This is a genomic window from Yimella lutea, assembly GCF_006715095.1.
Classification (GTDB): Bacteria; Actinomycetota; Actinomycetes; order Actinomycetales; family Dermatophilaceae; genus Yimella; species Yimella lutea.
Window position 1 is genome coordinate 2,865,711 of record NZ_VFMO01000001.1, and the last position, 22,044, is coordinate 2,887,754.

The window sequence follows — 22,044 nt, forward strand, 5'->3', positions numbered from 1 at the left end:
CAGGCTGTGCCGATGACGCGCAGGTTGATCCTGGCAAAGCTTGAGGAGGCGGCCCAGAAGGGTTACCGCAGCGGGATCCTAGGAATCACCGGTGACCCAAAGTCGATTTCGCAGCGCGAGTTCAATCGCGGGGGCCAACCTGTCCGAGTCGTCGGTGCACGATCCGCCCTCGAAGCCCGCGCGCACATCGCCGGATACCGCCCGGGCGAGTGGCTTGTCATCGTCACAGACCGCACGCCCGAAGATCTCGGCGCGGGCGTTCTCTCCCATCTCATCTGGGCAAAGGTGAGATCGGCAGACCCGTGGGAGGCGTTGCGAACCGCCTTCAAAGCCAACCGGATTGACCCTGCCTTAGCTGCACACCGAAGGGAACTCGCGATCGGCCTGCTCGACGCGACGCCCGCGGCAGGTTGGCCACCGGCACCAGCCGGCGTGCTTACTCGCACGCATGCCATGTCCGCCGTTGCCGCCGAGCGCCTCCAACTCGACCACACCCCGTTGGATCTGCTTGCAGTGCTCACCTGGTCCGTATGGCCGAACTCGTTGACCTCCTTGGCAACCTTGCGAAGTACTTTCGGCGACTCCCTCACCGACGAGGTCATCGAATGGATCGCCGACAGCACAGAGACTGCAGCACCCGCGATTCATGCCTTACTGACCGCTGGTGATCTCGCCGATATGGTGCCCATCGGCCTTGTCGCGCAATTGCTGACTGACACGACTCTCAACACCGAGGATCGGCACACCGCCCAATTGGGACGAGTTCGCCTGGAGCCGAAGCTGCCACCTGCTGTCTCGATGGCTGCTCTCACTGCGCTCGGCAATGCCTCTGCTGCAGTGGTCGCTGAGCTCGTCGACAAGCATCCAGCCCACGTCCGACGGGTGCTCCAACGAGCAGATGCTCTGGTCGAGGAACTCCAAATCGGCGCCCTGGCCGCACGCTCCGACACCCTTCGTTTGGGCTATCGACAACGACTTGCCAAGCTCGGGCGTCGCTTGGCGCAATTCTGCGATGGCCAGGGTTCTCAGCCAGAAGCCACCAGCGTTGTCGAGTCGTCGTACGCACGCGTCAAGAACCATCTCGAGCACCGCACCGCCGCCGAAGCCGCCCCGATCGATGCGGCTGTGCGTCTGTGGCGCTGGATGCAACGTCCTGCTGAGCCCGCGAACGACACCCTGACTGCACGCGCCCGACGCCATATCAGTGAGGACGGCTGGGTCGATCGGGCGATCAATGACGCCGCCAAAGGGGTGGACGACCCCGAGCTCGGAAGAGACATCGGAACAGTCGTTACAGCTGCCCTTGCGCGCAGGGACGTGTCCGAACGCGCCTTTGCGGCCAGGCTTGCCGAGACCACCGGGCTTGCGGACGACGCCGCAAACAGCCTGATCGACGACGCAGGCGTCGTCTGGCATCTCGAGGACCTTCTCCCCCAGCTTGTGCTTCCGATGGCGAAGAAGGCCCCCGTCCTGTTCCTGGTGATGGACGGCATGAGCGCGGCAGCGGCTGTAGAGATCGCCGAAGACGCAACTGAGAACCGCGGCTGGATTGAAGCGGCGCTCCCGACGGCCAAGACCAATCAACGGAGTGCAGCATTGGCGGTCCTACCGTCGGTGACCGAGGTCAGCCGAGCATCGCTCCTGTGCGGCACGTTGACCCGGGGACAGCAGCAGGTCGAGCGGGAGGGCTATCGCAAGCTCACCGCCGAGACCGCCAAAATCAAGGCCGAGCTCTTCCATAAGAAGGGAGTCGACACGACAGCGCCGGGGGCTTTGGTCGCGGACGGTGTCGGCGCCGCCATCGACAATATGGACGGCATCCCGCTGGTCACGGTCGTGCTCAACACGATCGATGATGCGCTCGATCGTTCCGATCCCGCGGGCACAAGCTGGTCAGCCGACGCCGTGAAGCACCTCGCACCGTTGCTCGACCGAGCTCGCTCGGCGGGGCGTCTCGTTGTCATGACCGCGGACCACGGCCATGTGGTCGAACGCCGGCTCGGTACCCAACGCTCTTACCCAGGAATGACCAGTGGCCGCTCCCGTGTTCCCGACGGAACCATTGCCGTAGACGAGATCGAGGTTCATGGCCATCGGGTGCTCACCGAGGGGAATCGAGCGGTGCTGGCAATCAGCGAAGGTCTACGCTACGGACCATTGAAGGCGGGGTACCACGGCGGAGCCAGCGCAGCGGAGGTCGTTGTGCCCGTCATCGCGCTGCTTCCCGACGAGCAACTCAACCCACTCGGGCTGAATCTGCTTCCGCCGCAGGAACCGAGTTGGTGGGACGTTCCGCTTTCCGTCGAGTCCCCCGTGGGCGACTCAGCGGACCCAGCTGCTTCGTCCAAGGCGACCGCGGCGCGCAGTACGAAACGAAAGCCGGTTGCGCAGGACGGGCCAACGCTGTTCGAGACCACACCGACCTCGCCGACAACGGCCAAGGATGCGGTGCCCACTCTCGGGCAGGCGGTCGTTGCGTCGACGGTCTTCGCCGATCAACGCCGCATCGCCAGCCGCATCGCCGTGACGGACGAACAGATCGTCGCTCTGGTCGATGCTTTGGCGGGCGCGACGTCGAATCGCCTGCCGCTCTCGCAGATTGCGACCGCTCTCGGTGTGGCGCTTGTTCGGGTTCGAGGGGCCGTCAGCCAGTCGCAACAGTTGCTGAATGTCGAGGGTTACGGCGTGCTGACCATCGATGCCGACGGGCAGACCGTCGTGCTGTCAGAGTCTGTTCTGCGTGATCAGTTCGAGGTGCACCGATGACAGAAGTGTCCACGCGCAGGCGGCGCGACGTCATCGATGCACTCCGACGCGGCACTGTGCCGGAAGCCGGCCTCGATTTGTTGGCCGTCGGCCTCGACCGTTTCCAAACGACGCTGGACAGCGAGCTAAGTGCTGTTGCCGAGGGCGGAGCAGTGTTCAAGGCAGTTCGCGGCGAGTACGGCGCTGGGAAGACGTTCTTCACCAGGCATCTGGCGGAGCGAGCCGTGCGACGTGGCTTCGCCGCCGCCGAAGTGCAGATCTCCGAAACTCAGACCCCGCTGCACCGCTTGGAAACGGTGTATCGACGGATCACCGAGACTCTTCGGACGTCGTCGATGCCACCGAGCGCGTTCCGCGGGGTGCTGGATTCGTGGCTCTACACACTCGAATCCGATGCGATTGCAGCCGAACCGGCGCTCGAGACCGATGAGGCGGCGCTCGATCACGCGGTCCAGTCATTGATGGAACAGCGACTCGCTGTCGTCAGCAGTCGAACTCCTATCTTCGCCCAAGCACTGCGTGGCTACCGAGCCGCGGCGCTCGCCGGAGATTCGGCGTCGGCCGACGCATTGGCTGCATGGATGGGAGGCCAACCGCAGGTCGCCGCGTCGGCAAAGCGAGCTGCTGGCATTCGAGGCGACCTGGACCACTTCGGCGCGATGGGTTTCTTGCAAGGGCTCTTGGTAGTGCTGCGTGACGCAGGGCATCCGGGTCTATTGCTTGTGCTCGACGAGGTGGAGACGCTGCAGCGGGTGCGCGGCGATGTGCGGGACAAGGCACTCAACGCACTTCGACAGCTCATTGACGAGATCGACAGCGGTCGGTTTCCAGGGCTATACCTCGTGATGACCGGAACGACCGCCTTCTATGACGGGCAGTCCGGAGTCTCCCGACTCGCGCCCTTGGCTCAGCGTCTGGCCACGGATTTCGGGCCGGACGCTCGATTCGATAACCCACGGGCGGTGCAACTGCGGCTTCCTGGCTTCGGCCACGACTCGCTCGTGGAACTTGGACAGAAGGTCCGCGATCTGTACGCCGGCGGATCCGATCACGAGGGCCGAATTCGAGCGGTCGTCGACGACTCCTACGTGGCCACGCTGGCGGATGCTGTCGCCGGGCGCCTGGGCGGGCGGGTGGGTGTATCCCCTCGGGTCTACCTGAAAAAGCTCATCTCCGACGTGCTCGATCGTGTCGACTTGTACGACGACTTTGACCCGCGCACGCACTATCCGCTAACCCTGTCCGACGCTGAACTGACGCCCGAAGAACGCGCGGCGGCGAATGGCGGAACGTTGGATGACATCGAGCTTGATCTCTCCGCCGACGATCTCGACTAGCCATGGGATCGACCACTGACGACCGAGGGCTTGAGCTCTTACATCCGCTCCTTCAGCACCACATCGTCAACTCTCTCGGCTGGCCCGCGCTTCGGCCGCTGCAAGCAGAAGCAATCGAGCCAGTGCTGTCTGGTGCCGACTGCCTCTTGATCGCCCCCACTGCTGGAGGAAAGACCGAGGCAGCGTGTTTCCCGTTACTCAGTCGGATGGGTCAGGAGAACTGGCGCGGCATCTCCGTTCTCTACCTGTGCCCGCTCAAGGCGCTGCTCAACAACCTCGAGCCGCGAATCTCGATGTACGCCAGTTGGTTTGGGCGAGGCGTGTCCACGCGCCATGGCGACACAACTGCGCGGGCTCGGCGTGAGCAGGTTGCCGAACGCCCGTCAATTCTGCTGACGACACCCGAGTCGATCGAGGCGATGCTGGTGTCGACCACGGTCGACCCCACCAGGATGTTCGGCGATCTTCGGGCAGTTGTGATCGATGAGGTGCACTCGTTTGCCGGCGATGATCGAGGCTGGCACATGCTCGCCCTCCTTGAACGCCTCTCCGCTATTGCCGGTCGCCCCCTGCAGCGAATCGGTTTGTCGGCAACGGTGGGCAACCCAGAACAGCTGCTCATGTGGCTGCAGGGGTCGGCGCGGGGTCGACCCCGCGCGGTCGTCGCCCCGCCAACCGAATCCGCTGCAGCCCCGGACCTCGCGCTGGACTTCGTCGGGAGCACCGGAAACGCGGCGTCCGTCATCAGCCGTATTCATCTCGGTGAGAAGCGTTTAGTTTTCGCCGACTCCCGACGGTCGGTTGAGTCACTGGCCACGAGGCTCAGGGACCTCGAGGTTGAGACGTTCGTGTCGCACTCCTCCTTGTCCCTCGATGAGCGGCGCCGAGCCGAGGCTGCGTTTGCCGAGGCCCGCGACTGTGTGATCGTGTCGACCTCAACGCTCGAGCTCGGAATTGACGTCGGCGACTTGGACCGAGTCATCCAACTTGGCGCCCCGGCCACAGTGGCGTCCATCCTGCAAAGGCTCGGACGGACAGGGCGCCGACCAAGCAGCACACGGAACATGACGTTCCTCGCCACTACGGACGACGAGTTACTGCGCGCAACCGCGCTACTCCTCCTCTTGGAGGAAGGATTCGTCGAGCCGGTCGCTGCGCCGCCGAGTCCGAGACACATCGCCGCTCAGCAACTCCTCGCACTTGCCCTGCAGAAGGGGCGCATTCACCTCTCCGAGGAGACTGCCTGGCTCACACGACTGGGACTCGCTTCCGAACAGGACATGTCGCGCATCGGTGAATGGCTCGTCAGCACCGGCCATCTCGACATTGATCAGGGTCTCGCGTTCGTCGGTCCGACGGCCGAGCAGCACTTTGGACGAAGAAGCTTCCTTGAGCTGTTGGCAGTGTTCTCCGCTCCACCCGAAGTCACCGTGCTGCATGGCACCCGCGAGATTGGCAGCATCGACCCAACCTTCCTAGTAACGAAGGTCGCTGGCCCGCGCGTCATCGCACTCGGCGGGCGATCATGGCTCGTCACCCACATCGACTGGCGACGCCGTCGGGCCATTGTGGAACCCAGCGAGCAGCGGGGCACGAGCCGATGGTCCGGCGATGCCCGGGCGTACACCTTCGAACTCTCGGATGCCATGCGCCGAGTTCTTCTTGGGGCAACCCCAAAGTCGCCCTACCTGAGCAATCGCGCGTTGGATCGACTCGCCGCGTTACGCCAGGAACAGGCACACACAGTGTCTGCCACTTCTCGAGTCGTCGTCAGCGAGGGCGGCCGCGTTCGCTGGTGGACGTACGCGGGCGCGCGCGCGAATGCCGTTCTGGTTGCCGCGCTCAAGGAGGTCAGCGCCCTCGTTGGTGAGTCGGGATACGACAACCTCAGCATTTCAATCGCGCCCGGAGCCACATCGGCCGATCTGTCGAGCGCTCTCAACGTGTCACGGGAACGGACCCTGGACGTCCTCCTCCCCGAAGTGAGCCCCGACGCGCTAGGTCGGCTCAAGTTCAAGGAATTGCTTCCGCCGGACCTTGCAGCTGCGACGCTGGCGGAGCGCGCCGCAGACAGGAACTCCGCCGAGAAGCTGCTGGCAGGAAGCCGCTAGACCGCTGGCGACGCGGACACACCCTCAGGCATCGGCGCATCGAACCTTCCACATGATCGCCATCGACCGCTCGCCTTCGTGCCGCACGTACGCCGCCAACTCTGGATTGTGAAGTGCCCCCACCCCATGCCACTTACACAAGGTTCCTGACGGACCCGACCATGGTGTTCGCCGCCCTCGCGGTCGTCACTACCTCCAGAACGAGAGCCCGGCTCAGCATCAAACGAATCCTCCGCGCTCTAGGGCCGCTGTAGCACGTCACTGTCACGATCGGTGCCCACCAGCGCCACGCTCGAGGCCCAACTCACCGTCACCGCGCAAGCGATCTTCGACTCGCTTAGCAGTCCCGATCACGACGCAGGGACTGCTGCACGGATAGGTGACACGGTGGTCACGTGGCTGGTGTGGTCATGATGGTCTCGTATTCGATGGGGTCAATCGGCCGAGGGCATTTTGCCGCCGGCGTCGGTGGTAGGTGCGCTCGATCCAGGTGATGATCGCGATCCGTAGCTCCTGGCGGGTACGCCAGCGCTTCCGGTTCAGAACGTTCTTCTGGAGTAGGGCAAAGAACGACTGTGAGACTCCCAGCATGCTGCGCGGCAAGGTGGTGCTGGCTGGTGTGACCCACAGAATGACCGACCCCGGCATTGGCGTGCTGATGGCCGCCCGGATCCTGGTGTCGTGGTCCCACCCTGGCCGCTGCCGTGACGAAGCCGCTTTCGCCAGGCTCGGTGGCGTCGCGCCACTGGAAGCGACCTCGGGACAAACCCAGACCCGCCACCGGCTCTCACGCGGCGGCGATCGCCATCTGAATCGGGCACTGCACACGGTGATCCTCGCGCGGGCGAAGCACCACCAGCCGGATCTCACCGCGACGCAAGACCGATGCCTTCACTCGCGGTCACGTCCCACAGATCTGCTTCCCCCAAGCCTTCCCACTCCACGAAGGCTTGCTCGTGAGCGTCCTCGAGGTTGGCGTCTGTAAGCAGGCGACTTGCACGCTGGATCGCCGCAAAGCGCGATTCGACGCCCGCAGCACGGGCGAACTTGTCGAGCGCGGCGACATCCGCGTCAGACGGACTCGCACGCAACTTCATACTGCAATGCTGCTCAGGTGGTACCCGCCTGCGACCAACGCTGTGGAGAAGGCAACCGTCCACCGAAGGTTGAATTCGACGCCGAAGCGCAGCTGGTTCACGAGGCCGGTCAGCCCCTCATTCGCGACGAAGTCAGCACTCGATGACGTTGACCGCAAGACCGCCGCGGGCGGTCTCCTTGTACTTGATCGACATGTCGCGCCCGGTGTCGCGCATCGTCTTGATCGCCTTGTCGAGGCTCACGTGGTGAGCGCCAGTTCCGTTGAGCGACAAACGAGCTGCGTTGATGGCCTTCACGGAGGCGATCGCGTTTCGCTCGATGCACGGGATCTGGACGAGACCGCCGACCGGGTCGCAGGTCAGGCCCAGGTTGTGTTCGATGCCGATCTCGGCGGCGTTCTCGACCTGCTCGGGTGTGCCGCCCAGCACTTCACACAATGCGCCGGACGCCATCGCGCACGCCGAACCAACCTCGCCCTGGCAGCCGACCTCCGCACCCGAGATCGATGCGTTCTCCTTGAACAGGATGCCGATCGCCGCAGCAGTGAGCAGGAAGCGAACGACGCCGTCGTCGTCCGCGCCGCCGACGAAGTCGCGGTAGTAGTGCAGCACCGCGGGAATGATGCCGGCGGCGCCGTTGGTCGGGGCGGTCACGACGCGTCCGCCGGATGCGTTCTCCTCGTTGACCGACAGCGCGTAGAGGTTGACCCAGTCCATGACGTGCAGCGGGTCCATCCGCGCACCGTCGGCGGTGAGGTCGCGGTACAGGCCGGGTGCACGACGCGGCACCTTCAGACCTCCGGGCAGCACGCCCTCGCGGCCGTACCCGTTCATGACGCACTGCTGCATCACCGCCCAGATGCGCAGCAGTCCGTCACGAATCTCCTGCTCCGAACGCCAGACCTGCTCGTTGCGCATCATCACTTCGCTGATCGACAGGCTCTCCCGCTCGCAAATCTCGAGCAGTTGCTCGCCGGTGGTGAAGTACAGCGGCAGCGCGGTGTCGTCCTGCACGACGCGATCAGCGCCGGTGGCGTGTTCGTCGACGATGAAGCCGCCGCCGACCGAGTAGTAGACCCGGCTGGAAATGACCTCGCCGTCACCGTCGAACGCGTCGAACTGCATGCCGTTCGGGTGCGTCGGCAGCGACTTGCGACGGTGCAGGACGAGGTCCTTGTCCGCGTCGAACGCGACCACGTGGGTGCCGCCGAGGCGGACCAGCCGGCGCACCTTCATGTTCTGGACGCGTGCATCGGCTGTGTCGACGTCGACGGTCTCGGGGTCCTCCCCCTCCAGACCGAGCAGCACGGCCTTGCCGGAACCGTGGCCGTGTCCGGTGGCACCGAGCGAACCGAACAACTGGGCGTGCACCCGGACGACATCGTCCAACCGGCCGTCCTGCTCCAGTGCGTCGACGAACATCTTCGCCGCGCGCATGGGACCGACCGTGTGAGAGGACGACGGTCCGATGCCGATGGAATACAGGTCGAAAGCGCTGAGCGCCATGGGTGTCGGCTCCTCGAGGTGACGGGATTGTCCGCAGACCTGATGGTTGATGAGGCCTGCGTCACGCCATCCTAGGCGCCGGTTCGACAACCGGGCCGGGCGCACACCTTACGGTTGGGCCATGGATTCCCGTACCCGCGAGTTCGACATCGTCCTGTTCGGCGCCACCGGTTTCGTCGGTGAGCTCACCGCCGCCCACCTGGCCAAGCACGCCCCGGAAGGCACCCGCATCGGCCTCGCCGGCCGCAGCGAGACCAAGCTCGCCGACAGTCGCGGCGACCTGCCCGCAGCAGCGCGCGAGTGGCCGTTGCTCACCGCCGACTCCTCCGACCCGGCATCGCTGAAGGCGATGGTGGAGCGGACGAAGGTCGTCATCACGACCGTGGGACCGTACGCCTCCTACGGCCTGCCGCTGGTCGAGGCCTGCGCCGATGCCGGCACCGACTACGTGGACCTGACCGGCGAGGTGCTCTTCCACCGCGACGCGATCGACGCCTTAGACGAGCGCGCCAATGCCTCCGGAGCGCGCATCGTCCCCTCCTGCGGATATGACTCGGTGCCCTCCGACATCGGTGTGTTCGTACTGGCGAACGCCGTGCGTGAAGCCGGCGACGGCGAACTCGGTGACACCACCACGTACGCGTCGATGAAGGGTGGCGTCAGCGGTGGCACCGTTGCCTCGATGATGGGTCAGGTCGACGCGATCAAGGGTGACAAGGAACGCCGCAAGGTGGTCACCGACAAGTTCGGCCTCTCCCCCGACCGCTCGGCCGAGCCGTCCGGCGAGTGGAAGGACTCCGCGGCAGTGCGCGAGGACGCCGAGATCGGCGCGTGGACCGCCCCCTTCGTCATGGCCACCTACAACACCCGCATCGTGCGCCGCAGCAACGCCCTGGCCGGCTACCCGTACGGCCGGTCGTTCCGTTACCGCGAGGTCATGAAGACCGGCAAGGGCGTCGGTGGAAGGCTCACAGGGTATGGCGTCGCAGCCGGCCTCGGCGGTGCAGTCGCGGCGATGAACGTCGGCATGCTGAGGCCTGTGGTCAAGAAGGTTGTGCCGGCGCCCGGCACCGGACCGAGCGAGAAGGCCCGCAACGAGGGCTTCTTCAAGATGGATATCCGCACCACGACGACCACCGGTAAGAAGTGGCACTCGATCGTCGCCGCGCAGGGTGACCCCGGGTACGCGGCGACGTGCGTGATGCTCGGCGAGGCCGGCCTCGCCTTGGCACTGCAGCGCGACGAACTCCCACTCCCGGATGGGCGCCAGGGTGGATTGCTCACTCCCGCAACGGCATTGGGCATGCCCTACATCGAGCGGCTGCGCGCGCAGGGGTTCACCATCGAGGCCGAGCCGATGGTGTGAACGAGGCACTCACCCGACTGGTCAACCTACTGCGAACGCAAGAGGCCGAGCGACTGCGCGGACGCTAGCTCGTGGTGTTCGCGCCGGTGCTTGCATCCGCGACCCCGCGGGTCGAGCACTACCGCACCCTCGGGTGACCGAACAGCTGATCGTCACCTTCGGTGACGGCACCGGCCTCCTCCCCCAGCGGCGACGACCTCACCGTCGTCCGCGCGACCTACGAAGCGCCTGTGCAGTCGGTGATGGATGAGTTGGCAGGGTGGCGACACGTGCTCAACAACCCGCCCGCTCACGTGCTCGCTGCGGTCGACAGCTTCGACCCGGAGGGCACCGCGCTGGTGCTCAACGCGGCTCCGACGGCGAGTGACGCGAAGGTCTTCGGACGCGACGTCATCGGCGGCAGATCGCTGGCCGACGAGTCGCTCGAGGACAAGACGTTGTGCGGCGCCATCTTCGAGGCTGCCGGTCTCCGGACACCTCCCGAGGAGGTGGTCCCCGCGGACTCGAAATCGCTGCGCGGCAGCGTTCTTCGTCTGGACCGCGGCGCCGGCGTGGTGATTTCGGCGGACGCGTCGCAGGGCATGAACGGCGGCGCCGCCAAAGTGTGGTGGGTGCGTCCTGGGACCGACCCGTCAACCGTCTTCCGCGAGGTGGCCGCAGCCGGCGAGCGCGCGCGGGTGATGCCTTTCCTGGAGGGTCAGCCCTGCAGCATTCACGGCATCGTCACCGACCGGGGCGTGCTCGTGCTGCGGCCGGTGGAGCTGTGCATGTTGCGCCCAGCGGGCGGGCACCGATTCGTGCAAGCCGGCATTTCCACGTGGTGGGATCCGACCTCGACGCAGCGCGACGAGATGCGCACCGCTGCACGACGCGTCGGTGAGGCGCTTGCCGGAGAACACCGCTACCGCGGCGCGTTCGGCATCGACGGCATCCTCACGGCCGACGGTTTCCGTCCGCATGAGCTCAACCCCCGCTTCTCCGGCGGCATCAACACCATCAACAAGGGCACGGCCGACGTGCCACTCAACCTCCTCGACCAGACCGTCCGCTCCGGCGCGAACCTCGACGTCGAGCTAGACGCCGTCGAGACCGAGCTGCTCGACGCAGCCGACGCGAACCGCGCCGGCTCCGCCTATCTGGCGACGGACGCGGTGACGCCACAGGCGACGACCGCGATGTTCGTGTGCGGCACCCCCGATGATCTACGCCCCTGCGACGACGACGCCACCGCTGTCGGCACCGTCGAGCTCGGACCCGCAGCGATGGGCGCGTTGGTGCGGTTCACTCCCATCGACTTCGCGCACGGCGAGCGGATGACACCGTGGGCCGCAGCCGCACTCGACCTCGCAGATCGGTTGTGGCACACCGGATTCGGCCCGATGGAGCAACCGCGCGAGGTTCGCTGACTCACAATTGCGTTGCCGTTCGGCGCCCGCACCGCGCAGTGCACGGGCCCGCAGTGCACGGGTGATCTTCGCCGACCCCGAGGGCAACGAGAGGATCGCTCCGACCCGACCGTCCGGGCGGTGACCTGCGTCTTCACCCGAGGTACGGCTCGCTCCGCGACCATAACCCTGCGAAGTGCCTTAACCCTGCGAAGTGCCTTGTCGCCCGAGGCTTTTCGCGAGGGCGTCGAGCACGGAAGGGTCCTCGATGGTCGAGGGCACCTGCGCGTCCTGGCCGTCGGCCATCTGGCGCATCGTCTTGCGAAGGATCTTGCCCGACCGGGTCTTGGGCAGTGCGGCGACGACGTCGACCTGCTGCAGGGTGGCGATGGCGCCGACCTCCTCGCGCACCCGCTGTCCGAGCTCGGTGCGCAACTGTGCGAGCCCGGCATCGTCGAGGTTGGCCCACTTGTCGCCGGCCTTCAACACGACCAGCGCCCGCGGCACCTGACCCTTCAACGGATCGGCAACACCGATCACCGCACACTCCGCGACCGCGGGGTGGCCGGCCAGCGCCGCTTCGATGCCGCCGGTGGAGAGCCGGTGCCCGGCCACGTTGAGCACGTCGTCGGTACGGCCGAGCACGAACAGGTAGCCGTCGTCGTCGATGTAGCCGCCGTCGCCGGTGAGGTAGTAGCCCGGGTAGGCCGACAGGTACGACGACTCGTACCGGGCGTCGTCTTGCCAGAGTGTCGGGAGTGTGCCGGGCGGGAGCGGCAGCTTGATGCAGACCGCGCCCTCGGTGCCCGGCGGCACCTGTTCACCCATCGAGTCGAGGATCTGCACGTCGTAGCCGGGGGTCGGCACCGCCGCTGATCCCGGCTTGATCGGCAACTGCTCGAGCCCCATCTGGTTGGACGCGATCGGCCAGCCGGTCTCGGTCTGCCACCAGTTGTCGACCACAGGCACCCTGAGCTTGTCGGTGGCCCACTGCCAGGTGTCGGGGTCGAGACGTTCGCCGGCCATGAAGAGGGTGCGGAACGACGACAGGTCGTGGCCTGCCATCAACGCCGCATCCGGGTCTTCCTTCTTGATCGCCCGGAAGGCGGTCGGCGCGGTGAACAACGCCTTCACGCTGTATTCGGCGATGACCCGCCAGAAGGTCGAAGCGTCTGGTGTACCAACGGGTTTGCCCTCGAACACGATCGTCGTGCAGCCGGCGATGAGGGGTCCGTAGACGATGTAGGAGTGACCGACGACCCAACCCACGTCGGACGCGGTGAACCATACGTCACCCGGTTCCATGCCGTAGACGTTCGTCATCGACCACTGCAGCGCAACCTGGTATCCACCGTGATCGCGCACGATGCCCTTCGGCTTGCCGGTCGTGCCGGAGGTGTACAGCACGTAGAGGGGGTCGGTTGCCGCGACCGTCTCACAGCCCGCCGGCTCGACGGCGCCCGGTTTCATCGCCGTCGCCCAATCGATGTCGCGCTCCCCCGTCTCGGCCTGGAGTTGCGGACGCTGCACCAGCAGTACGCGATCGGGCTTGTGCTCGGCGCGCTCGATCGCCTCATCGACCATCGGCTTGTACGGGATGACGCGGGTCCGCTCCACGCCGCACGACGCGGTGACGACGACCTTGGGCCGCGCGTCGTCGATGCGGGCGGCGAGCTCGGCCGGCGCAAAACCGCCGAACACGACCGAGTGCACCGCACCGATCCGGGCGCAGGCCAGCATCGTGATCACCGCTTCGGGAATCATCGGCAGGTACACGACCACACGATCGCCCTTGCCCACACCGAGCGCCTTCAGCACCCCGGCCGCCCGCCCGACCAGATCGAGCAGCTCGGCGTAGCTGTAGCTGCACCGGCCCTCGGTGACCGGGCTGTCGTAGATCAACGCCGTCTGGTCGGCCCGGCCCTCGATCACGTGGCGATCGAGCGCGTTGTAACAGATGTTGGTCTGCGCGCCGGGGTACCACCGGTAGAACGGAGGGTTCGTGTCGTCGAGCGCCTGGGTCGGCTTCTTGAACCAGTGCACTGCCGATGCCGCGTCCAGCCAGAAGCCCTCGGGGTCGGCCATGCTGCGCTGATACTCGTCGCTGTAAGCACCCATGGCGCGAGTGTGTCATCGGCCACACTCCGGCCGCTGCGACTCGCGCCGGACGGCCTGAATCGGTCGCTCAGCGGCGGTCACCACCATCGGTGGAAGTGGTGCACCGGCCCGTGACCGGCGCCGATCTCGAGCGAGTCGGCCGCGCGCAGCGCGTCGGTCAGCCAGCCCTTTGCGTCGGTCACAGTGGTGTGCCAGTCGGGCCGCTGCGGACGCAGGGCGACCAGTGCGGACGACAAGCTGCAGCCCGTGCCGTGCGTGTTGGACGTGGGGATGCGCGGGGCTGCGAACCGTTCGAAGCCGTGTGCGTCGACCCACAGGTCGACCGCGTCGCCGTCGAGGTGGCCCCCCTTGATGAGCACCGCGGGCGCACCGAGGTCGAGCAGGCTCCTGGCTTGATCGCGCATCCCCCGCTCGTCGGTCGCAACAGGGGTGGCGGTCAATGCGGCGGCCTCCGACAGGTTCGGTGTCACGACGCTGACAACGGACAGCAGGTCACGTAGGGCAGACGTCACCGACGCGTCACCGAAGCGGTCTCCGGAGGTTGCGACCAGCACCGGATCGAGCACGATCGGCACCCCGCGATCACGCATGTGCAGGAGCGTCGGGCGGATCACCTCAGCGACCCCCGCTGAGCCCAGAACACCGATCTTCACACCGTCGACACGCACGTCACTCGTCACTGAATCAAGCTGTGCCGCAACGAATTCCGAATCGATTGGTAACACCTTCTGCACACCGATCGTGTTCTGCGCAGTCAGTGCCGTGAGAACGCTCATGCCGTACGCACCGAGTGCGCCGAAGGTCTTCAGATCTGCCTGAATTCCCGCACCTCCACTCGGGTCACTGCCGGCGATCGAGACGACGGCTGGCGGACGGACCATGTGCGACACCGTAAGTGACATGGGTTACGGTGGCGACACCCACACGGGAGCCCTCGGCAGAGGGCTGAGATCGAGCTGACGCCGCTCGGACCGTCCGAACCTGCCCGGGTCATTCCGGCGAAGGAAGTGAGGAGATCTCGATGTCCGAGATTCATCCCAAGCACCGCCTCCACCACCTCGTCGACGGCGACATCTGCGTGCCCGTCACCGCGATCAGCCTCGACGAATCCCCCGACGGCACAACGAATCCCGATGTGCATGTCTACCGCACCGCGGGCCCCGGCAGCGATCCTGCCGTCGGCCTACCCGCCACTCGTTCCGGCTGGATCCAAAGCCGCGACGATGTCGAGACCTACGAGGGTCGCGAACGCACCCTGCAGGACGACGGACGCTCCGCCGTCCGTCGCGGCAAAGCTTCCGACGAATGGCGCGGTGAGCGACGAAATCCGTTGCGCGCCAAGCCTGGTCGCACCGTCACCCAGATGCACTACGCGCGTCAGGGCAAAGTGACGGCCGAGATGCGCTACGTCGCGCTGCGCGAGAACGTCGACGTCTCAGTCGTTCGCGAGGAGTTGGCGGCGGGTCGCGCGATCATCCCGTCCAACATCAATCATCCGGAGTCGGAGCCGATGATCATCGGCCGCCGGTTCCTCACCAAGGTGAACGCGAACATCGGCAACTCGGCGGTCACCTCCTCCATCGAGGAAGAGGTCTCCAAGCTCAGCGGGGCGACGCGCTGGGGCGCCGACACGGTCATGGACCTGTCGACCGGCGACGACATCCACACCACCCGCGAGTGGATCGTCCGCAACTCCCCCGTGCCGATCGGCACGGTGCCGATCTACCAGGCCCTGGAGAAGGTCGACGGGCGCGCCGAGGCCCTCACCTGGGAGATCTTCCGCGACACCGTGATCGAGCAGGCCGAACAGGGGGTCGACTACATGACGATCCACGCCGGGGTGCTCCTGCGGTACGTCCCGCTCACCGCCGAACGCGTGACCGGAATCGTCAGTCGTGGCGGGTCGATCATGGCCGGCTGGTGCCTGGCACACCACGAGGAGTCGTTCCTCTACACCCACTTCGACGAGCTGTGCGAGATCTTCGCCCAGTACGACATCGCATTCAGCCTCGGCGACGGACTGCGTCCCGGATCGGTCGCCGATGCGAACGACGAGGCCCAGTTTTCCGAACTGCGCACCCTGGCCGAACTCACCGAGCGCGCCTGGGAGTACGACGTGCAGGTGATGGTCGAGGGCCCGGGACACGTGCCCCTGCACCTCGTGCCGGAAAACGTTGAACTGCAACAGGACTGGTGCCACGGAGCGCCGTTCTACACGCTCGGTCCGCTGGTCACCGACATCGCGCCGGGGTACGACCACATCACCTCCGCGATCGGTGCCGCAGTCATCGCCCAGCACGGCACGGCGATGCTGTGCTACGTCACCCCCAAGGAGCACCTGGGCTTGCCCAACCGAGATGACGTGAAGACCGGGGTCATCACCTACAAGATCGCGGCGCACGCGGCCGATGTCGCCAAGGGACACCCCGGAGCGCGCGTGCGCGACGACGCCTTGTCGAAGGCACGCTTCGAGTTCCGCTGGCACGACCAGTTCGCGCTCTCGCTCGACCCCGACACAGCGATCGCCTTCCATGACCAGACGCTGCCGGCCGAAGGCGCCAAGACGGCGCACTTCTGCTCGATGTGCGGACCGAAGTTCTGCTCGATGCGGATCAGCCAGGACATCCGGGATCAACACAAGTCGGCAATGGCTGGGATGCGGGAGAAGTCGCGCGAGTTCATCGAGCTCGGCGCCAGCGTCTACGTCGACGCGGCCCAGTGAGCGCAGCGGCCACCGACCGCGAACACACCGACACCCTCTCCCCGCAGGGCCGCGCCGCCCTGCGGGGCGGAGTGGCCGGCAATTTCGTGGATCAGGTCCACATCTTCCTGCCCCTCGTCGCGCTGGCCCCTGCCCTTCCGGCCATCACCGGCCCGCACGGTGGCACTGCCGGCGCGACGATCGTCGTGATGGCGATGCTGCTGGGACGACCCGTGGGTGGCGTCGTCTTCGGCCGGCTCAGCGACCGGTTCGGACGTACCCGAACCGCGACCGTGGCGATCGGTGGAACCGCCACGTGCACCCTCGGTATCGCGGTGACCCCCACCCATGAGGTCATCGGCGCGGCGGCGATCTGGTGGATCCTGGCGATGCGCTTCCTGGGTGGCGTGTTCATCGCCGGTGAGTACTCGGCCGCCATCCCGCTGGCGATGGAATGGTCGCGTCCGCGCCTGCGCGGTCTCTACTCAGGGCTGATCATGTCGATGGCACCGTGGGCGCAGGCGACGATCGCCTTCACCACCTGGGCGCTGCTGTCGCTGCTTGATCCCGGCGCCTACGAAACCTGGGGTTGGCGGGTACCCTTCGTCGCCGGCGGCGTTGCCTCCCTGACTCTGCTGCACTTCTACCGACGCCAGGTCGCCGACCGCGCAACAGCGGCCGCAAGCTCACGAATCGGGTTGCGGGACTTGTTCACCGGACAGCACCGCCGCTCGTTCTGGCAACTGTTCGGGCTGATGACCGGCCTGTGGATCATGACCAACCTGGTCGTGATCGCGTTGCCGGACGAGCTGCGTCGCAGCGTCGGCCTGGACACCACGACCGCGGCCTGGACCATGGGCGCGGCCGCCGTCGCCCAGGCGATGATCATGGCGTGCACCGGTCACCTGTCGACCCTGGTGGGCCGCAGACGGTTCTTCGTCCTGTGGGGTCTGCTGGCGGCGGTGAGTGGACCGCTGGTCTGGCTCGAGCTGGTCGGCACCTCCCAGATCGGGCGCGCGATGGCCCTCGCGTGTCTGTTGCAGGTCATCACGGTCTGCGGCTACGGACCCGTCGGCGCCTATCTCGCCGAAGGCTTTCCGGCAGCCATCAGGTCGACCGGTTACGGCACGGCCTACAGCCTGTCGATCATCGTCCCCGCGCTGCATCCCTTCTGGTTGCCGCAACTGCAGCACGCGATCGGTCATCGGACGGCAGTCGTGGCTCTGCTGGTGCTCGCCGGTCTGCTCGTGGCTTCCTGCGGGCACCTGGGGCCGCGCGACGACGTCCGACAACTCGACCTTCACCCTGCTGCGAAGGAGACCTCCCATGCACACTCCTGATGTTGCATCGATCCTGGACGCAATGAGAGTGAAGGCCCCGTTGGTCCACTGCCTCACCTGAGCCGTATCCGCGCCGTTCGTCGCCGATGGTTTGCTCGCCGCCGGTGCCCGTCCACTGATGACCGCCACGATCGGCGAGGCACCCACCCTCGTCCGGGGCGCGGACGCGCTGTTGGTGAACCTCGCTGCTCTGGGCGAGGAGACCGCGGCAGCGATCCTGCCGACGGTCGCAGCTGCCCGTGACGGCGGCCGTCCATGGGTACTCGACCCTGCGGTCGTCGGACCGACTCCGGTGCGAACTCCCCTGGCGCGCAACCTTGTTCGCCACCATCCGGGAGCGATCCGAGGCAACGCGTCCGAAATCCGCGCGTTGGCCGGGGCGGACGGTGGCGCTCGTGGCGCCGACACCACGTGCTCCTCCCGGGCCGTCATCGACGATGCGGCCCGATTGGCACACGACGCAAGGTGTGTCGTGGTCGTGTCCGGCGAGTTGGACGTCATCACCGACGGGCACCGGGTCATCGGATCGACCGGCGGCGACGCACGCCTCACCCAGGTGACCGGAACCGGTTGCCTGCTGAGCGCGCTGGTCACGGCGTTCATCACGGTGGCAACCCCCCTCGATGCGGCCCTCACCGCTGTCGCCCTGATGAGCTCCGCCGCCGAGGACGCCGCCCGCAAGAGCGCCGGCCCCGGCAGCTTCAAGGTGGAGCTGCTGGACGCTCTCGACCGGATCGGACCAGCTCATCTGGAGGTGAGCACCCGATGGTGCAGCGGCTGAGCACGTCCCTGGATCTGCGGTGCTACCTGGTGACGTCGGGCACCTCGCGTCGCACGGTCGAGATTGCTGCGGACGCCGCAGCAGCAGGAGCAGGCGTCGTGCAGGTGCGGGCAAAACAGGCCACGACCAGGCAACTGCTCGACCTCACCATCGCGGTGGCCGACGCCGTGCACGCAGTTGCGCCGGCGACGAGGGTTCTCGTGGACGACCGCACGGATGTGGCGCACGCCGCCCGCCTGCACGGCGCGCCGGTGCACGGGGTGCACCTCGGTACGGACGATCTACCCGCCGAAGCGGCCCGGGCCATGCTCGGCGACGAGGCCGTCATCGGACTGACGACCGGCACCGTCGAACTCGCCCGGTGGGCGCAGCAGCAGCAGGAGTGGATCGACTACATCGGTGCCGGACCCTTCCGGCGGACCCCGACCAAGGACTCCGGCCGTGACCCGCTGGGCGTCGAGGGCTATCCGCCGATCGTGGCGGCGACCTCGCTGCCGGTCGTTGCGATCGGTGACATCACACCGGCCGATGTGCCGGCCCTCATGGGCGCTGGAGTTGCCGGCGTGGCGCTGGTGCGCTCGATCATGGACGCGGACGACCCGGCCGCCGTGGTGCGCGACGTGCTCAGCGGCTGCCCCACTCCCAGGCCGGTGTACTGAGCAGGCCGAACCCGCGCACCAACGTTTCACCGAAGTCCTTGTAGAGCTCGATGAGCAGGCGTTCCTCGACCGGTTCGTCCGGCTCGAACGGCGTCGGATCGAGTTCCTTGAGGAGCAGGTCGCTGTGGGTGACGACGATGACCTGAGTGTGCCGGCTCGTGGCTCGGATCAACCGTCCCAGGGCTGGGATCAGCGAGGGATGCAGAGAGGTTTCGGGCTCGTTGAGCACCATGAGCGAAGGCCGATCGACGCTCGTGAGCGCGGCCGCCCAGAGCAGAAATCGCAAAGTGCCGTCGGACAGTTCGCCGGCCCGCATCGGACGCAGCATCCCGGGTTGCTGCAGCACCAACCGGAAGAGTCCGTCGTTGACCTCGACGTCGATGGTGCTGTCGTCGAAGGCGTCGGCGACGGCTCGAGGCAGGTCCTCGAATCCCGCCTCGAGCGTCGTTGCCACGGTTGCCGCGAGGTCGTGGCCGTCGCCGGCCAGCACCCGGGTGCGCGTGCCGACCTGCGGTGCTCGGGCCGGGGCGTCGGCGTCCGAGCGGAAGCCGTCGTAGAAGCGCCAGGTGCGCAGTTGGGCGCGCAGCGCGGCGAGCTCGAAATGCCGACGTGGATCGGCGAACTCGGTCAGCATCGAGCGGTAGGTCGGCAGTTGACCGACCTCGGCCCACACCCGTCCGTCGCGCTGCTCGACCGTGTGCCAGCGGCGCCGGACGACCGTCGTCGCCGGACGCATGACCGGCCCGGAGAACACGGCCTCACGCTTGATCTCCGGGTCGCGATCGAAGAATGATCCTGACTGTTGCGGAATGCCGAGATCGACGAGGTAACCGTAATCGTCTGTGGCGCAACCGAGTTGCAGACTGACTCGCTTGCCGTTGCGCATCAGACCCTCGACCGGTGCACCCCGGCGCGCGGCGGTGAGGGTGGCCGGGCCGGCCCACAGCGCCGACTGCAGACCCCCTTCCCGGGCAAGTGAGCCCACCACATCACCCGTGCCGCAGTCGGCCAGCAGACGCAGGGCGCGATACAGCGAACTCTTACCGGAGCCGTTACCGCCGGTCACGACGGTCAGCCGCGACAGCGGTAGGGCGATGTCACGCAGCGAGCGATAGCCGGCGACCGCGACGGTGGAGATCATGTCGGCAGGCTATTGGCCGATACCGACATTCTGGCTCAGCCCCTGGGGCAGCCGCCCCAGAATCCCGGCGTGCCGTGCGCGGAACAACCTCCGAGCGGGCTCGATCACGCAGGATGGACGACGTGAACCCGCACGAAGTCGAAACGCTCCCCGCGCTCGACAGGCTGCTCGAGCAACCTGTCGGACACTTCCACCACGCCCGCTTGCAAGGTCTCGACCTGACCACGCGCGAGTCAGATCTGCTGCGCCGCAACGACTTCGAAGGCGTCGTCGTACTCGGTGGGGTGATCGGTCCGAAACTGGAAGAGCATCTGCGCAGGCACGGCGCTGTCATCTTCCACGACGATCCGTCGCTGCCCGTCTCGTCCTTCCGGCCTGCGCTGTACGACTACACCGAGTTGTACGAGGGCCTGCTTGCCCGCGGTTACGAGAACACACCGGATGCTCGCGCCTACCACTGGAGCCGCGACGCCCGCTCCGCTCACGACGCGTACGCCACGCTGCAACGCGCCATGCACGACGACGGCATCACCGACGCGTTGCAGGAGTGGGTGCACGGACGTCACGTGGTCGGCGTGATGGGTGGGCACGCGCTGCGCCGTGGGACTCCTGAGTTCGAGGATGCCGCGCGACTCGGGGCCCGGCTCGCGGACGCCGGGGTCACGGTGGTGACCGGCGGCGGACCCGGAGCCATGGAGGCCGCGAATCTCGGTGCGCTGCTCGGTGATTCGAAAGAACTGCAACAAGCGCTGATCGACCTCGCCGACGAACCGGACTTCGCACAAAGTATCGACGGGTGGGCGTCGACAGCGTGGAAGGTGCGCGAGCGTCACGTGCCGACCGACACCCACCGCTCGCTCGGCGTCCCGACGTGGTTCTACGGGCACGAGCCGCCGAACCTGTTCGGCTCGGCGATCGCGAAGTACTTCAGCAACGCGTTGCGCGAGGACATCCTCCTTGCGATCTGCAACGCCGGCATCGTCGTGCTCGCGGGAGCAGCGGGCACCGTTCAGGAGATCTTCCAGGTGACGACGCGGCTCTACTACGGCACCGAGCCCGGCCCGCCCCTCGTCCTGGTCGGCCGCGAGCAGTGGACCCGGACCATCCCGGTCTGGCCCGCCCTGCAGGCACTGGGCGCGAAGTCGCCCCTGGGCGACTCACTCCACCTCGTCGACACCATCGACGAAGCGCAGGCGATCCTGCTGGATCAGGCCAGGAGTCCCCGGACGTAGGCGGCCTGGCCCGCGTGCTGAGCAGCATCGTCGACGATGCTGACCAGGCGGGACGCACGGGTCACCGGCGGGTCCCAGTCTTCGTCGACGACGTCGTCCCAGCTCGACTCGTCCAGGTCACGCAGGTAAGCGCACGTCGTCTCGACGGCCGCATCCAGGTAGCCGGTCAGCAGTGCCGGGTCGTCGACCCGCACCTTCGCGGCGTCGGCCGCAGTGTGCCCGTACCCCATCGACTCGTCCGGCAGATCGAGACCGAACCGCTGCGCCCAACCGTCGCGGGTCCACACCTGTTCGGCGCCGGCGAGGTCGGCGATCTGAACATCCTGCTGACGGGCCAGGTGCCAGACCAGCCAGGTGATCGAGTTCGCTTCGTCCGTGGGACGACGGTTGAGCGACGCGGCGTCGAGTTCATCCACGAGACCGTGCGCGACCTCCTGGCTGCGTCCGATGCCGTCGATGAGCAGATCCTGGGGCAACATGACGCCCACGCTAGCGGCATCCGTG

16 protein-coding genes, 3 pseudogenes and 1 riboswitch are annotated in these 22,044 nt (G+C 66.7%); of the genes and pseudogenes, 12 read left to right on the forward strand and 7 right to left on the reverse strand.

From position 1 onward, the window contains the following. The first annotated feature begins 12 nt into the window (after positions 1-12). The 4 genes and pseudogenes from pglZ (at position 13) to FB459_RS17910 (ending at position 6,214) form a co-directional block, all read left to right on the forward strand. A complete protein-coding gene (gene pglZ, locus FB459_RS13795; RefSeq protein ID WP_141928905.1) occupies positions 13-2,766 on the forward strand; it encodes a BREX-2 system phosphatase PglZ in 2,754 nt (917 codons plus the stop codon). Continuing rightward, complete coding sequence (brxD, locus tag FB459_RS13800; protein ID WP_141928906.1) at positions 2,763-4,103, forward strand: BREX system ATP-binding protein BrxD; 1,341 nt, start codon at positions 2,763-2,765, stop codon at positions 4,101-4,103. Before pglZ ends, brxD begins: the two co-directional genes overlap by 4 nt. Positions 4,104-4,105: 2 nt before the next feature. Next, positions 4,106-5,137: pseudogene (locus tag FB459_RS18280) on the forward strand (DEAD/DEAH box helicase); the annotation flags it as partial. A 30-nt stretch (positions 5,138-5,167) separates the two neighbouring features. Next, positions 5,168-6,214 carry a hypothetical protein gene (locus FB459_RS17910; protein ID WP_246092456.1) on the forward strand — a complete coding sequence of 349 codons (1,047 nt, stop codon included), beginning with the start codon at positions 5,168-5,170 and terminating at the stop codon, positions 6,212-6,214. Between the two features lie 391 nt (positions 6,215-6,605). Here the strand turns inward: FB459_RS17910 and FB459_RS13810 are convergent. After that, positions 6,606-6,790, reverse strand: a pseudogene (locus FB459_RS13810) (IS3 family transposase); the annotation flags it as partial. Between the two features lie 55 nt (positions 6,791-6,845). On the opposite strand from FB459_RS13810, the pseudogene FB459_RS13815 reads away from it, so the two are divergent. Continuing rightward, positions 6,846-7,070 (forward strand): annotated as a pseudogene (locus FB459_RS13815) (IS110 family transposase); the annotation flags it as partial. A 10-nt stretch (positions 7,071-7,080) separates the two neighbouring features. Here the strand turns inward: FB459_RS13815 and FB459_RS13820 are convergent. After that, on the reverse strand, positions 7,081-7,311 hold the full coding sequence (locus FB459_RS13820; protein ID WP_141928908.1) for an antitoxin: 231 nt from the start codon (positions 7,309-7,311) through the stop codon (positions 7,081-7,083). A gap of 132 nt (positions 7,312-7,443) precedes the next feature. Beyond that, entirely contained in the window at positions 7,444-8,817 is a 1,374-nt protein-coding gene (locus tag FB459_RS13825; RefSeq protein WP_141928909.1) for an L-serine ammonia-lyase, read from the reverse strand. 121 nt (positions 8,818-8,938) lie between these two features. Between FB459_RS13825 and FB459_RS13830 the strand changes: the two genes are divergently transcribed. Next, complete coding sequence (locus FB459_RS13830) at positions 8,939-10,183, forward strand: saccharopine dehydrogenase family protein (RefSeq protein ID WP_141928910.1); 1,245 nt, start codon at positions 8,939-8,941, stop codon at positions 10,181-10,183. A 161-nt stretch (positions 10,184-10,344) separates the two neighbouring features. After that, entirely contained in the window at positions 10,345-11,589 is a 1,245-nt protein-coding gene (locus FB459_RS13835; protein WP_141928911.1) for an ATP-grasp domain-containing protein, read from the forward strand. Between the two features lie 180 nt (positions 11,590-11,769). Here the strand turns inward: FB459_RS13835 and FB459_RS13840 are convergent, their stop codons facing one another. Continuing rightward, on the reverse strand, positions 11,770-13,686 hold the full coding sequence (locus FB459_RS13840) for an acetate--CoA ligase (RefSeq protein ID WP_141928912.1): 1,917 nt from the start codon (positions 13,684-13,686) through the stop codon (positions 11,770-11,772). 77 nt (positions 13,687-13,763) lie between these two features. Further along, on the reverse strand, positions 13,764-14,567 hold the full coding sequence (thiD, locus tag FB459_RS13845) for a bifunctional hydroxymethylpyrimidine kinase/phosphomethylpyrimidine kinase (RefSeq protein ID WP_141928913.1): 804 nt from the start codon (positions 14,565-14,567) through the stop codon (positions 13,764-13,766). A 33-nt stretch (positions 14,568-14,600) separates the two neighbouring features. After that, positions 14,601-14,710: riboswitch (TPP riboswitch) on the forward strand. Between thiD and thiC the strand changes: the two genes are divergently transcribed. From thiC to FB459_RS13865, 4 genes are all read left to right on the forward strand, one after another. Further along, positions 14,708-16,408, forward strand: coding sequence for a phosphomethylpyrimidine synthase ThiC (gene thiC / locus FB459_RS13850; protein WP_141928914.1), 1,701 nt, complete (start codon positions 14,708-14,710; stop codon positions 16,406-16,408). (Overlaps the previous riboswitch by 3 nt.) Next, a complete protein-coding gene (locus FB459_RS13855; RefSeq protein ID WP_211345200.1) occupies positions 16,405-17,727 on the forward strand; it encodes an MFS transporter in 1,323 nt (440 codons plus the stop codon). The genes thiC and FB459_RS13855 overlap by 4 nt, the downstream gene beginning before the upstream one ends. A 118-nt stretch (positions 17,728-17,845) precedes the next feature. Next, on the forward strand, positions 17,846-18,508 hold the full coding sequence (thiM, locus tag FB459_RS13860) for a hydroxyethylthiazole kinase (RefSeq protein ID WP_246092457.1): 663 nt from the start codon (positions 17,846-17,848) through the stop codon (positions 18,506-18,508). Further along, positions 18,493-19,167, forward strand: a complete 675-nt coding sequence (locus FB459_RS13865) for a thiamine phosphate synthase (protein WP_141928915.1) — start codon at positions 18,493-18,495, stop codon at positions 19,165-19,167. The genes thiM and FB459_RS13865 overlap by 16 nt, the downstream gene beginning before the upstream one ends. Here FB459_RS13865 and FB459_RS13870 read toward each other — a convergent pair. Next, a complete protein-coding gene (locus tag FB459_RS13870; RefSeq protein ID WP_141928916.1) occupies positions 19,133-20,308 on the reverse strand; it encodes an AAA family ATPase in 1,176 nt (391 codons plus the stop codon). The two genes, FB459_RS13865 and FB459_RS13870, sit on opposite strands and share 35 nt — an antisense overlap. 113 nt (positions 20,309-20,421) lie before the next feature. Here FB459_RS13870 and FB459_RS13875 point away from each other — a divergent pair, with 113 nt between their 5' ends. Then, on the forward strand, positions 20,422-21,540 hold the full coding sequence (locus FB459_RS13875) for an LOG family protein (RefSeq protein ID WP_129625546.1): 1,119 nt from the start codon (positions 20,422-20,424) through the stop codon (positions 21,538-21,540). Here FB459_RS13875 and FB459_RS13880 read toward each other — a convergent pair. Beyond that, positions 21,516-22,019, reverse strand: a complete 504-nt coding sequence (locus FB459_RS13880) for a mycothiol transferase (protein ID WP_141928917.1) — start codon at positions 22,017-22,019, stop codon at positions 21,516-21,518. The genes FB459_RS13875 and FB459_RS13880 overlap by 25 nt on opposite strands. Positions 22,020-22,044 lie beyond the last annotated feature (25 nt).

Bases quoted from the DNA above. Each gene is read 5' to 3' on its own strand.
- FB459_RS13820 (WP_141928908.1), bottom strand. From the start codon at position 7,311: ATGAAGTTGCGTGCGAGTCCGTCTGACGCGGATGTCGCCGCGCTCGAC.
- FB459_RS13825 (WP_141928909.1), bottom strand. From the start codon at position 8,817: ATGGCGCTCAGCGCTTTCGACCTGTATTCCATCGGCATCGGACCGTCG.
- thiD (WP_141928913.1), bottom strand. From the start codon at position 14,567: ATGGTCCGTCCGCCAGCCGTCGTCTCGATCGCCGGCAGTGACCCGAGT.
- brxD (WP_141928906.1), top strand. From the start codon at position 2,763: ATGACAGAAGTGTCCACGCGCAGGCGGCGCGACGTCATCGATGCACTC.
- FB459_RS13870 (WP_141928916.1), bottom strand. From the start codon at position 20,308: ATGATCTCCACCGTCGCGGTCGCCGGCTATCGCTCGCTGCGTGACATC.
- FB459_RS17910 (WP_246092456.1), top strand. From the start codon at position 5,168: ATGACGTTCCTCGCCACTACGGACGACGAGTTACTGCGCGCAACCGCG.
- thiC (WP_141928914.1), top strand. From the start codon at position 14,708: ATGTCCGAGATTCATCCCAAGCACCGCCTCCACCACCTCGTCGACGGC.
- FB459_RS13830 (WP_141928910.1), top strand. From the start codon at position 8,939: ATGGATTCCCGTACCCGCGAGTTCGACATCGTCCTGTTCGGCGCCACC.
- pglZ (WP_141928905.1), top strand. From the start codon at position 13: ATGACGCGCAGGTTGATCCTGGCAAAGCTTGAGGAGGCGGCCCAGAAG.
- FB459_RS13875 (WP_129625546.1), top strand. From the start codon at position 20,422: ATGGACGACGTGAACCCGCACGAAGTCGAAACGCTCCCCGCGCTCGAC.
- FB459_RS13865 (WP_141928915.1), top strand. From the start codon at position 18,493: ATGGTGCAGCGGCTGAGCACGTCCCTGGATCTGCGGTGCTACCTGGTG.
- thiM (WP_246092457.1), top strand. From the start codon at position 17,846: ATGACCGCCACGATCGGCGAGGCACCCACCCTCGTCCGGGGCGCGGAC.
- FB459_RS13840 (WP_141928912.1), bottom strand. From the start codon at position 13,686: ATGGGTGCTTACAGCGACGAGTATCAGCGCAGCATGGCCGACCCCGAG.
- FB459_RS13880 (WP_141928917.1), bottom strand. From the start codon at position 22,019: ATGTTGCCCCAGGATCTGCTCATCGACGGCATCGGACGCAGCCAGGAG.